The organism is Streptomyces sp. 11x1, assembly GCF_032598905.1.
Classification (GTDB): Bacteria; Actinomycetota; Actinomycetes; order Streptomycetales; family Streptomycetaceae; genus Streptomyces.
Window position 1 is genome coordinate 4,779,480 of record NZ_CP122458.1, and the last position, 11,637, is coordinate 4,791,116.

10 protein-coding genes are annotated in these 11,637 nt (G+C 70.1%); 5 read left to right on the forward strand and 5 right to left on the reverse strand.

From position 1 onward, the window contains the following. The first annotated feature begins 10 nt into the window (after positions 1–10). Together P8T65_RS20855 and P8T65_RS20860 are read left to right on the forward strand one after the other, a co-directional pair. Positions 11–2,146 carry a hypothetical protein gene (locus P8T65_RS20855; RefSeq protein WP_316726811.1) on the forward strand — a complete coding sequence of 712 codons (2,136 nt, stop codon included), beginning with the start codon at positions 11–13 and terminating at the stop codon, positions 2,144–2,146. Continuing rightward, a complete protein-coding gene (locus P8T65_RS20860) occupies positions 2,143–5,079 on the forward strand; it encodes a hypothetical protein (RefSeq protein ID WP_316726812.1) in 2,937 nt (978 codons plus the stop codon). Before P8T65_RS20855 ends, P8T65_RS20860 begins: the two co-directional genes overlap by 4 nt. A gap of 109 nt (positions 5,080–5,188) precedes the next feature. On the opposite strand, the gene P8T65_RS20865 is transcribed toward P8T65_RS20860, so the two are convergent. Both P8T65_RS20865 and P8T65_RS20870 read right to left on the reverse strand, forming a co-directional pair. Further along, a complete protein-coding gene (locus P8T65_RS20865) occupies positions 5,189–5,452 on the reverse strand; it encodes a hypothetical protein (protein ID WP_316726813.1) in 264 nt (87 codons plus the stop codon). After that, the gene (locus P8T65_RS20870) at positions 5,449–5,751 is read right to left on the reverse strand and encodes a hypothetical protein (protein WP_316726814.1); all 303 of its coding nucleotides are present in this window, start codon (positions 5,749–5,751) and stop codon (positions 5,449–5,451) included. Before P8T65_RS20870 ends, P8T65_RS20865 begins: the two co-directional genes overlap by 4 nt. 148 nt (positions 5,752–5,899) lie before the next feature. On the opposite strand from P8T65_RS20870, the gene P8T65_RS20875 reads away from it, so the two are divergent. Then, complete coding sequence (locus tag P8T65_RS20875) at positions 5,900–6,142, forward strand: winged helix-turn-helix domain-containing protein (protein ID WP_316726815.1); 243 nt, start codon at positions 5,900–5,902, stop codon at positions 6,140–6,142. 139 nt (positions 6,143–6,281) lie between these two features. After that, positions 6,282–6,848 (forward strand): hypothetical protein, encoded by a 567-nt coding sequence (locus P8T65_RS20880; RefSeq protein WP_316726816.1) that lies wholly within the window; start codon positions 6,282–6,284, stop codon positions 6,846–6,848. Between the two features lie 38 nt (positions 6,849–6,886). Here the strand turns inward: P8T65_RS20880 and P8T65_RS20885 are convergent, their stop codons facing one another. Continuing rightward, positions 6,887–7,429, reverse strand: a complete 543-nt coding sequence (locus P8T65_RS20885) for a Uma2 family endonuclease (RefSeq protein ID WP_316726817.1) — start codon at positions 7,427–7,429, stop codon at positions 6,887–6,889. Between the two features lie 394 nt (positions 7,430–7,823). Here P8T65_RS20885 and P8T65_RS20890 point away from each other — a divergent pair, with 394 nt between their 5' ends. Beyond that, positions 7,824–9,884: a PA14 domain-containing protein gene (locus tag P8T65_RS20890; RefSeq protein ID WP_316726818.1), complete on the forward strand. Its 2,061-nt coding sequence runs from the start codon at positions 7,824–7,826 to the stop codon at positions 9,882–9,884. 84 nt (positions 9,885–9,968) lie between these two features. On the opposite strand, the gene P8T65_RS20895 is transcribed toward P8T65_RS20890, so the two are convergent. Both P8T65_RS20895 and dnaJ read right to left on the reverse strand, forming a co-directional pair. After that, positions 9,969–10,424 carry a heat shock protein transcriptional repressor HspR gene (locus tag P8T65_RS20895; protein WP_239760462.1) on the reverse strand — a complete coding sequence of 152 codons (456 nt, stop codon included), beginning with the start codon at positions 10,422–10,424 and terminating at the stop codon, positions 9,969–9,971. Between the two features lie 5 nt (positions 10,425–10,429). Continuing rightward, the gene (gene dnaJ / locus P8T65_RS20900; RefSeq protein ID WP_184905661.1) at positions 10,430–11,611 is read right to left on the reverse strand and encodes a molecular chaperone DnaJ; all 1,182 of its coding nucleotides are present in this window, start codon (positions 11,609–11,611) and stop codon (positions 10,430–10,432) included. Positions 11,612–11,637: the final 26 nt, after the last annotated feature.

Sequence of the window (11,637 nt, forward strand, 5' to 3'; positions counted from 1 at the left end):
GAGCCCTCCCATGACGATCGAGATCACCGAGGCCGGGCAACTCGGCCCGTATCAAAGACTGTTCGACGCCGGCCAGCGCGTCGGTTGGACCTACCGCGACCCCGAGTCGCTCCGTCAGCCGTTCGTCGAAGCCGAGCCGCAGCGCACGGAGCTGGACGGCAGCTACGAGAACCGTGTGCAGGCCGCCAGGCTGAACCGCAAGGACCGCATCAGCTCCGCGCTGAGGATCGGCATCGTCGTCGCCGTGGTGTTCTACCTGCTGAGCCTGCTCTTCACGGTGATGCTCACCATCGGCGGTGTCATCGTCGGCATCCTGGTGGTGCGCGCCCTCTACGCCTCGTTGCGGTACACCGCCGCCACCCGTGCCCGCACCGCCCAGGCGAAGGCGCTGGAGGAACGTTTCCAGAACGACTGGCAGGCGTGGCACCAACGCTGGACACTCCACGAGGCCCAGCAGACGCAGTGGATCGCCGGCCTGGACGCCTGGGGCGCGCTGCCCTTCGGAGCGGGCACCCGGCGGCTGGACGTCTTCGGCGGCAGCCAGCGCGGTCGCGAGGGCTTCCTCACGGTCTTCGGCGCTTCGACGCTGCGCCAGCGGCCGCTGATCGTGCTGGACCTGACCCAGGCCCTGGTGTGCCGTGAGCTGTCCGTGCTCGCCGAGGCGGGCGGCGTGCCCGTGGACGTGCAGCTGCTGCCCAGCCGTATGGCGGAAAGCGGCATCGTGAGCGGGCTCGCGCCGCACGAACTGGTGCAGGCCCTGGTCGAGGCCATCCACGGGGACAGCCCCGAGTCGGCCCGGGCCGATCGTGCCGTCTACACCCGGATCCTCACCCAACTGTGCGGCGCGCTGGGCGAGGACGTGTCCCTGGCGCGCCTCGGTGCCGGGCTGCGCGTCCTGGTGGGTGAGGCCGACGACGCCAAGGCGCTGAGCAGGGAGGAGCGCAACCGCATCGCGGACGATCTGTTCAGCGACAAGAACAAGGACCAGCTGCGGGACAGCCTCATCCGGCTGGCGTCCTTCGTGCACCCGCTGGAGCAGCTGGGAACGGCCCGTGAGGGGCGTGGGCCCGGCTATCTGACGTGCGTCACGCTGGACTTCGGCGCGGGTTCGGCGAGCGCGGAGCTGCTGGCCGACCTCGCCCTGCAGAGCGTGATGCGGCGGCTCTCCTCGTTCCAGGAGGAGGCCCCGTGCGTCGTCGTGATGCTGGGCGAGCAGGGCCTCCAGCGTCGTCACCTCGAACAACTGGCCCAGGTGTGTGAGCGCCGGGGCGCCCAACTCACCTTCGTGCACTCGCATCTGCGGGATGCCGGCGAGGAGCTCATCGGCGGCGGAACGGTCGCCTTCATGCGGCTCGGCAACCACCAGGAAGCCACGGTCGCCGCCGACTTCCTGGGCCGCCACCACTCCTTCGTCCTGCACTCGCTGACGGACACCGAGGGCCGGACCGTCAACACCTCCGTCGCCAAGACGATCGGCTCCTCCGTCAGCCGCGGCACCACCACCAGCCACTCGGAGACGTACGGCCGGAACTGGGGCAGCAGCAGTTCCACGACCTACCAGGGCTGGTTCAACCCGCTCTCGACGTCGGACTCCACCAACTCCGGCGGCAGCTACAGCGAGACGACCGGCACCTCCACGAGCGTCACCCACACCACGAACGAGTCCACCACCCACACGACCGGCGACAGCGACAGCACGAGCCTGGCGACCGGGCGGCAGCGCGTCTACGAGTACGCCCTCGAACCCACACAGCTCCAGTCGCTCGCCGAGTTCAACCTGCTGGTGGTGGAACGGCAGCCCGGCGGCGCCGTCCAGGTGCACGCCGGCGACTGCAACCCCAACGTCGTCCTCCTGGACCGGGTGAGCACGCAGCCGCTGCCCCGCTTCGACACACCGCCGCAGTACATCCCCGCTCCCGCCATCACCGCCGATCAGGCGTATGTCGCTCCGCAGCAGCCTTACGCCCCCGTGCAACACCCCGCGACGCCCCCACAGCCTCACACGGGGGCGCCGCAGCAGCCTTACGCTCCGGCTGCTGCGCAGGCCCAGTGGATGCCCCCGGTCCAGCCGCCCCAGCATCCGGGCAGCTGGGCCCCGGGGCCGCCGCCGAACTGGCCCGGTCAGCAGTCGGGGGGCTCTCAGTGACGAAAGGCAATGAGGAGCTCGACGAGACGTTCGTCCGGCTTTTCCAGAACGCCACGCCGTCGGCGGCGGCAGTGGTCGCCGACCGGATGGGCGCACAGGGCCGTCTGCACCTCCTGAACCGGCGGCGGTACCCGCCGCCGGAGGGATTGCGTGACTGGATCGCCAGACATGGCGATGCGGACGAGGTGGAGGCCCTGTACGAGAACTGGGGGCTGACCGCGCGACAGGCGGCCCTCGTCGTCGCGCGGGCCGACCTGATCGCCGGCTTGGACAGCGACTTCGTCGAGGTGCTCGGCGACGGTGGTTCCGCTGTCTCTTCCGGGCTGGTGGAACAACAGTGGCGCACTACCCCTGCCGGACACTTCCGAATGCCGGGCCAACCCTGGTCCACCTCACCGCTGCCGGAGGTGGAGGAGCGGGTTCGTGCCCGGCTCGGCTCGGACGTCCGGGCCTGGGAGACCGCGTTCGTCCTGCTGGCTCGCGGCTTCCCCGGAGATCTCCCCGACCTGCTCGACCACGCGGCACGACACGATGCCTCCGTGGCCGCGTCACGCACGCACGTCAACCCGAAGAACGTGAGCTGGCTGGGTCTCATCGCACCGGGTGATCTACCGGAGCGGCTTCTTGCTCGCCTCGGCCCGGGAATGCTGGCCGGGGCCGATTCCGACCTACGTGCCCGGCTCGCTTCACTGCTCATCGCGTCGGGCAACCCGGCCGTGTGGGAGAGCATCCTGGGACGTCGTGACGACTCCATGAGCCACGGATCGTCCGGCGGCGCGGACATCGAGCGCGCCTTCCTCCGTCTCGACGTTCCCCGGATCAACGAGTGGCTGCTCATCGGCGCCACCGACGCGCAGGGCCGGCTGCCTCCCGCGACGCGTCTGGCACTCCTGGAGGGCCGCCCCTTCGGCTCCACCTCCGAGCCCTCTCTCCCGCGCACCTACGCGGTACAGGCCAGACTCAGCTTCCCAGCGTCCGAGCCGTGGGACACCGACCTGTTGCGCCTGTGCTACGACTCCCGCGAGCCGGGCCTCGTGGCGCACGCTCTGCACGCCTCCTGGCAGGGCGACGAAGAGGTGCTGACGCCGTACCAACAGTTGGTCGCCGGCATACGTCTGTGGGAGTCGGACCATGTCCACGACCTGCGTGCGCTGACATCGCAGAGCACGACAGGCATCCGAGACCGGGACGTGCGCGACGTGTGTGCCGAGTCGCTGCGTATCCGATCCGTCCGTCCGCTCCAGGCCGCCGCCGAAGAGCGCCGCCGGCATCGCGACGAACACCTGGACGAGGCTCTGCGCACCTGGTGGCTGCGGCTGTCATGCCCGCCGCGGCCGCACGACCTCCTCCAACTCACACAGAGCGAGGTCGCTGCGGCGGGTCGGACCATCACCGGCGATCCCTGGTACCAGGTGGACTGGGACCTGGTGCGCAGTCGCCTTTCCTCCCCCCAGGCAAGCGATCACCGCGACCTCACTCTGGCGCGGTACCGCATCCTGCTGGCTCACGACGACTGCCCGGAGGATGTCGCCCGGTCCCTGGCCGACGCCGACCTCACCCCGCTGGACCTGCAGCATGTCCTGGCCCACCGAGACACCGCCATCGACACGCTCGCCTCCCGGTGCATCGTTCCCTGGACGCCCGCGTCGGGAGGCATGGAGCCTCAAGCGCTCGTGAACGCGGCCTCCGTCCAGCCGGGCTGGGTACCTGGAGTGACCGTCGAGGACGTGGTGCGGCACGCCCGCCCGGTGCGGAGCATCGTCAGGGCCGTCGGCAACGAGCACATCGGCCGGATCGTGGCCCAGGTCCTGGACGAGACGCGGGCGGCGCAGCCGGGAGTGGACGAGGCCGACGTGTGGACTCACCTGTCCCGCATCACCCCGTACTCCATGGCACCGTTGCCGCGCCTTGTGCGGCACGCGGTGGAACTCGCCGCCGGCGCGGAGACAGTCGACGTGCTGCCTGCGGCCGATTTCCTGGTCGGCCCCGATCTTGACGACGCCGGTGCGAAGAAGGTGCGTGAGCACCTCAGCATCCTCCCAGCGCACTGGACCAAGGCGGTGCGCCTGCTCGCCAACGGCTTCGAGGGCCCGCTGGCCGCGCTCCTGGACGCCGCCACCCGGGAAGAACAAGAAACGCCCTCCGCGGAACCTGCATCAATGCTCGTGGAGCACCATGCCGCCGCCGTACTGCTCGGCCTCGCTCCGGGCGCCGTCATCGATTCCGCGGTGGCCCGGCTCGACGTTCCCGTCCGTCTCCTCCTTGCCCGGACCACCTACAGTGCCGAGACACTCCAGGCGTTGGTGAGGCACGGCGACCGTCAGCTGTGGGACATCCTCCTCAACCCGAAGCGGCTCTTCTGGCCCCTGACGGGCAGCGAAGGTCGCCTCAGATGGGGGCACTTGCGGGACGAAACGCTGGTTCCGGCACTCCTCGCACAGGACGATCCGTGGCTCAACGCCCGACTGGTGCGCGAACTGTTCCACGGGTCCACCGCTCTTCGTTCCCATATGCGAGCGGTGCTCTCAGGCACACCGTTCGGGCCACGCGACGACGTCGTGACCATTCACCCGGATCTGCTCGCCGACTTCGCCGACTGGACTCCCGAGTCCGGAAGAGAGTTGCCCGCGTGGACCCGCGGAGAGCACTTCTGGGACTTCCCGCATCCGGTGCTGGCCCTGCAGGCCATGATGACGGTGCGGCAGCGCAACTACCAGGACGCGGCTGAGACGCAGCTCTCGACGAGACAGAGCCTGGTCGCCGCAGCCACGATCGCTGCCGCAGGCCGGTTCGACCTACTGCAGTACGTCGTCGACCGCTGGCGTGTCCGCTATCCGTGGCTGGGCCACAAGGACGAACGGAAGCTGTACGAAGAGGCCATTCGCCTGCGTTCGGCCGGGCCCATCGAGGAGAGGCTGGCGGAGCTGAGCTGAGCTGTCGGTCCGTCACGACAGATACGTCACCCGCAAGCAGGGGGTGGCCAGGGAGGAGCCCTGACCACCCACCGGCGTCACGGCCCTGCGGCCGGACTCGCTTTCGCCGTCACTCCCTGTCCGCGTCCGCGGTCATGATGCGGACGCATTCTTCGAGCGCCCCGCACAACGCCGGTACGAAAGCAGCGAGTTCGGCGTCCGACGCCTTCCCCGCCTCCAGCACGGCACCCACGACCGTCACCAGCACCGCGGCGGCCTTCAACGCGTGCACGTCGGCCAGTGCTTCGAGAATGCCACCGGGGCACGTGTCCGCGAGGGCTTCCTTGCCGCTCGCAGGGTCCACGCCGAGACTACGCAGGCGCGACGGGCTCATACGGCGGCCTCCCACGGGCCGTAGTCCTGCCCCAGCGTCGCCAGGACGGCAGCCCGGCGCCGCGCCCGCTGAAGCCGCCGCCGATCGAGTTCGTCCCGCTCTCGCTCCCACACGACGACGTAGGGCCGGACCAGGGGCAACCCGTCGACCCGGACGACGTCACCGAGGAACGGGCACGGGGGTGCGGGCCGGCACCCGGGCGGAGACGCGGGAGCCGAAGTCAGGGGCGGCGTGACAGCGCGGTGCGCCCCACGAGCAGGCAGGAAGAGGCTCAGAATCACGGCCAGTAGGCTGCGCATAGGTCGACTCCTATCAGTCGGCTCAGGCCCCGACACGGAAGTAGCCGCTTCCCGTCGGGGCCGCTGTGCTTTCGGCGTCCACCTTACCCGTGGATAACCGCAGATAACCACGGATGCACGGAAAGCCATGGTCACCCACGCTGGACTCATGGATCTTGACCGTACGCGCCCGCTGTGGCGGCAGATCGCAGCGGAGATCATCCGGCGCATCGAGGATGGCACCTACCCGCTGGGAAGCCGCGTGCCGTCCACTCTGGAGATCGCGCAGGAGTTCGGTGTGGTGAACGCGACGGCGGCCAAGGCCATGCGGCATGTTCGTGAGCAGGGCTGGACGCGAGGCGAAGTCGGGCTGGGGACCTTCGTGGCCGACCAGCTGCCGCCGTCCTCATAAGCCAGGCCCCGACTCAGCCGCGATCGGCCCGGTTCACGGACGGCCCTGAGTGCCCTGCCCTATGCGGCAGGCCCCGAACTGCTGCCGACCCCGTCGATACCGCCGAGCACATCACGAGCGACCCGGACATTCAGTTGATGTGGACGGCGCGGCCTCCTGGCAGCTGCCGCGCGAGATCTTCGCCCCGGAGTCGGGCCTCCAGCAGCAGCTGAACGAGATGGGCGCCCGAGGCCTCCCCGCCGAGACCGGCAACGCCGCCCCCGGCTTCGCCCCCGTCGCCCGCCAGAGCGCCCTGCGCGCACGGGCCGTGGCAGCGGCTCAGGCGGGCGACGAGAGCGCCGTGCAACGGCGGTCGACCATCCCGGAACGCTGGCGCCGCCCGGACCGGGCCCCGAAAACGGCCACGGAGACGGAGACGGAGACGGAAACACCGGCCGGAGGCCCCGCGAGCGCCACCCCGCCGCAGAGGGAGCCACAGCCGCGGCCACAACCCCCCACCGCCGAGCGGACCCCGAGCGCTCCCACCCCCGACCGACAAGAACCCACCACACCCACTCCCGACCGAGCCGCACCCGAGATCCCTCTCTGGGAAGTCGGCATGCGTCCACGCGGCACTTCCGGCGTGCCCCGCCCCAACACCCAGCAGCCCCAGCAGCTGCCGCCCGGCCACGAGCGCCCCGGCCCAGGGCTCGGCGTGGGCGACTGACCGGGTCACCCGAGGAGGTCACCGGGGCGGACCGGAATTCAGTCCCGCTTCGGCCCCGTGATCGCCTCGCCGATGGCGAAACCCTTGGCAGCCCCTTCGGGGATGATGACCTCCCTGCCGTAGGCAAACCGCCGGATGTCCCCCCAGTCGGCCGCCTCCGGGCGTGGTTCGGTGAAGAGCGTGACGGCGCCCTCGCCGTCGTAGTCGTCGATGACGACGTACACCGGAATGCCGGCCCGGGCGTACTCGCGCCGCTTCTTCACCCGGTCCCGGTCCTGGTTCCGCTTCCCCGGGGAGACGACCTCGACGATGAGCTGCACGGAGTCGGCACGCACACCCATGTCGTCCTCGTCGTGGCACGGCTCCGTGTCCTCCGGAGCGACGAAGGCATCCGGGATCCACGCCCTACGGTTGTGGATCACGTTCATGTCCTGGTAGCAGGCGTAGTCGCTACCGTCCAGGAACCGGTCCAGGGCCCGACGGACACGATTGGCGATCAGGCCGTGCGAACGGCGGGCGGTGGGCGACAACTCGATGGCTCCCTCGATGATCTCCGCGCGGTAGCCCTCGGGTGGGTCCATGGCCTTCCACACCTGCCACAAGGCCTCGTCCGGGCTGGGTCCGTTCGCGAATTCAGTCCCTGCCTCGGACATGGTCTCGGGCCTCTCATGTGCAAGAGCGGTCAAGGTGGCACCTCCTCCTCAAGTGTGGGCTTGGCGTGCACGGGGCACAAGCAACGCCGCCACGCTAGGCGGCCGTACTCGCTCACCTGCGAAAACACCCTCGCTTCACTCGAACTGGTGACGCAGAAACGACTCACTCCCCAGGAGCGTCGGCCCACCCTCCGCTCCGCGCCCCCACACACCCCACCCACCCCGTACAACCATCCCCCCACCCCAAACGTCTGATCGTCACCGGCGGGGGTTACACCGCCGGTGACGATCGCCCTCCTGCCCTGAAGGACCCCAGGACCCCATGACCTCAGTCAGACGCTCGACGACGGCCGCCGCGGCCGTCGTCGTGCTCGCCACCGCCGGCGGTCTGCTCGTCTCGACCGCCACGGCGGCGAACGCCGCCGTCACCTGCTCCTCCCCCGTCTTCAAGCGGCAGTTCTTCGCGAACACCACTTTCTCCGGCACCCCGAAGAGGACGGACTGCGACAGCGCGATCGACCAGAACTGGGGCACCGGCGCACCCGCCACCGGCCTGCCGTCCAACAACTTCGGCGTCCGCTGGACCGTGACCCGCGACTTCGGCTCCGGCGGCCCCTTCACGCTCTCCGTCTCCGGTCTGGACGGCATCCGCGTCTATCTGGACCCGGGCACGACCGACGCCCGCAAGATCAGCCTCTGGAAGAACGGCTCGACGACCGTCTCCAAGACCCTCAACCTCACCATCCCCTCCGGCAAGCACACCCTGCGCGTCGACTACGTCAACTGGACCGGCGCCGCCAAGGTCAAGTTCACGTACACGCCCCGCACCTCCGCCGACGTCGACAAGGTCAAGCCGCTAGTCCCGACGGGGGCCGCGGTCACGTACGACGAAGCCACCGGCAGGGCCAAGGTCACCTGGGCGAAGAACAAGGAGATGGACCTCGCCGGGTACAAGGTCTACCGGCGGCTCAAGGGCACGTCGTTCGGCAGCACGCCGCTCGCGACGACCACCTCCACCTCGTACACCGACACCGGGCTGCCGAAGTCGGGCGCGGCGTACTACTACGAGGTCCGCGCCTACGACAGGGCGGGCAACACGTCGACGGGCACGGCCGATCAGCTGGTCACCACGGTGGACCGGATCCCGCCGACCGTCCGGGATCTGAAGGTCAGCGGTGAGTCCTCCCTCGACGGGGTGTCGCTCTGGTGGATGTCCGAGGGGGCCGAGACGAACCGGCTGCTGAGGGCCGCCTCGCCCGACGGGCCGTTCGAGGAGGTCAAGGGCCCCTGGGGCAACTCGGCGACCGATGCCACCGCCCCGTACGGGGAGACCTCGTACTACAAGGTCGCGGTGTCGGACGCGGCGGGCAACACCGCGTACTCGTCGGTGGTGTCGATCGCCAGGCCGCTCGCGGTGCCGTACCTCTGGAAGACGGAGAACCGGCCGGAGGACGGCGGCGGCGTCGATCTGCGCTGGGACGTGTCGCCGTACGCGCCGACCGAGTTCCGGGTCCACCGCGAGGAGCGCCGTTTCGACAACGCGACCGGGACCTTCGACGTCGTCGACTCCCAGGTCGTGCCCTGCGAACCGAAGCTCACCGACACCGCCTACGGCACCAGGTACAGCTACACCTGCACCGACACCACGGTCGTGCCGAGCCCCGACGACGGGTTCTACGTGTACTGGGTGACGACCGTCGACGCGCTCGGCCGGGAGTCGGGCCCCTCGCAGACCATCTCCCACGGCTACGGCGACGGCACCGCCCCGCCGCTCGTCACCGGGTTCACGGCCACCGCCACCGAGTACGGCACGGTCCTCGACTGGGACGACAGCCCGGTCGCCGACCTCGCCGAGTACAACGTGTTCCGGGTCAGCACGGTGGACGACGGGACCGGGTACACGCATGTGGGCACGGTCAAGGCGGGCACCAGTCGGCTCGTCGACTCGGGGAACCTCCAGGACGGCGAGCACCACACGTACTTCGTGGACGCGGTGGACACCTCGGGCAACTCCAACTACACGCTGGCCGACAAGATGGTGTCCACGACCGTCACCGAACTCGACCTGCGGCCCACCGTGGAGACCCCCGCGGACTGGCTGGTCGACGCGAGCGCCGAGAAGGCCGCCGGCGGGACCGGGGTCGACCTCACCTGGAAGCTGTCCAGCGACTCCGACGGGACGGACATCACGGGCTACCGGGTGTACCGGTGGAACCCGGCCACCGCCGCCTACGAGCCCCTGACCGCCGACCCGGTCACCGGCACGTCGTACACCGACACCACGGCCGCCGCCGGCACCACCCACTTCTACTGGGTGACCGCCCTCCACACCGACGGCACCGAATCGCCCCCCGGCGACGCCTGGGTGGCTCTGGCCCCCTGAGCACACCTACAAGGACGCGGCAGGGGCCCGGGGGTTCAGCCGAACAGCTGAATCTCCGGGCCCCTGACCGCACTTGACGTGCCGTCAGTCTGCGGACGTCTGCCGCCCCTTAGGCCGCCACACCACCAACGCGCTGCTCTGCTGCACTTCCTGGTACGGCACCAGATCGCGACGGTACGACGCGTGGACCGCCGCCTCGCGCTGGCGCATGGCCGCGGCGGCGCCGTCGAGCGCGGCCTCCATCTCGGCCACCCGGGACTGGAGCGCGGCGACCTGGTTCTCCAGTTCGATGATGCGCTTGATGCCGGCCAGGTTGATGCCCTCGTCCTGCGACAACTGCTGGACGGTACGCAGCAGTTCGATGTCACGGGCCGAGTAGCGACGGCCCCGCCCGGCGGTGCGGTCCGGGGAGACCAGGCCGAGACGGTCGTACTGGCGCAGGGTCTGCGGGTGCAGTCCGGAGAGCTGGGCGGCCACCGAGATGACGTACACCGGTGTCTCTTCCGTCAGCTCATAAGGGTTCCTACGGCGGCCGTCCATCACATTCATGCTCCCTTCGCGGCCTGGAACAGCTCCGCTCGCGGGTCCTCGCCCGCAGTCGCCTCGCGATACGCCTCCAGCGCGTCACGAGCCTTCCCCGACAGGTCCTTCGGGACACTCACCTCGACCGTGATCAGCAGGTCCCCGCGGGTGCCGTCCTTGCGGAAGGCGCCCTTGCCCCGGGCCCGCATCGTACGGCCGTTGGGGGTGCCCGGAGGCAGTTTCAGGGTGACCGGCGGACCGCCCAGGGTCGGGACCCGGACCTCTCCGCCGAGCGCCGCCTCGGGGTACGTCACCGGGACGGTCACCGTGAGGTTGTCGTCCTTGCGGCCGAACACCGGGTGCGGGTCGACGTGCACGACGACGTACAAGTCGCCCGCCGGGCCGCCCCGTTCACCGGGGGCGCCCTTGCCGCGCAGCCGGATCCGCTGGCCGTCGGAGACGCCCGCCGGGATCCGGACCTGCATGGTGCGGGAGGACTTGGCGCGCCCCGAGCCGTGGCAGATGTCGCAGGGGTGCTCGGCGATCAGGCCGCGGCCCTTGCAGTCCGGGCAGGGGTCCGTCAGGGAGAAACCGCCGCCGGAGCCCCGCGCGACCTGGCCGGTGCCGACGCACGTCGGGCACACCCGGGGGGTGCCGTTGGCGTCGCCGGTGCCCGAACATGCCTTGCAGGGCGACTGCGAGGACATGCGCAGCGGTACGGTCGCGCCCTCGATGGCCTCGGTGAAGCTCAGCGTGACCTCGGACTCGATGTCCTGGCCGCGCCGGGGCTGCACCCGCGTGGTGCCGGAGCTGCCCCGGTTGAACAGGCCGCCGAAGACATCGCCGATGCCCCCGCCGAAACCGCCCGCGCCCTGGCCGCCGCCCTGCGCGCCGCCTCCGAAGAGGTCGCCCAGGTCGAAGTTGAACGAGCCGCCACCGGCGCCGGGCCCGGGGCGGAAGCCGCCGTTGCCGAAGAGGGTGCGGGCCTCGTCGTACTCCTTGCGCTTCTTGGGGTCACCGAGGATGTCGTTGGCCTCGGAGATCTCCTTGAAGCGCTCCTCGGCCTTGACGTTCCCCTTGTTGGCGTCCGGGTGGTATTCGCGGGCGAGTTTGCGGTACGCCTTCTTGATCTCGGCCTCGGTGGCGTCCTTGGGGACGCCGAGGACCTTGTAGTAGTCCTTCTCGATGAAGTCCTTGGTACTCATCCTCGACGTCCCTCCTTCCACTCACC

Bases quoted from the DNA above. Each gene is read 5' to 3' on its own strand.
- P8T65_RS20855 (WP_316726811.1), top strand. From the start codon at position 11: ATGACGATCGAGATCACCGAGGCCGGGCAACTCGGCCCGTATCAAAGA.
- P8T65_RS20865 (WP_316726813.1), bottom strand. From the start codon at position 5,452: ATGAGCCCGTCGCGCCTGCGTAGTCTCGGCGTGGACCCTGCGAGCGGC.
- P8T65_RS20870 (WP_316726814.1), bottom strand. From the start codon at position 5,751: ATGCGCAGCCTACTGGCCGTGATTCTGAGCCTCTTCCTGCCTGCTCGT.
- P8T65_RS20875 (WP_316726815.1), top strand. From the start codon at position 5,900: ATGGATCTTGACCGTACGCGCCCGCTGTGGCGGCAGATCGCAGCGGAG.
- P8T65_RS20885 (WP_316726817.1), bottom strand. From the start codon at position 7,429: ATGGACCCACCCGAGGGCTACCGCGCGGAGATCATCGAGGGAGCCATC.
- P8T65_RS20890 (WP_316726818.1), top strand. From the start codon at position 7,824: ATGACCTCAGTCAGACGCTCGACGACGGCCGCCGCGGCCGTCGTCGTG.
- P8T65_RS20895 (WP_239760462.1), bottom strand. From the start codon at position 10,424: ATGGACGGCCGCCGTAGGAACCCTTATGAGCTGACGGAAGAGACACCG.
- dnaJ (WP_184905661.1), bottom strand. From the start codon at position 11,611: ATGAGTACCAAGGACTTCATCGAGAAGGACTACTACAAGGTCCTCGGC.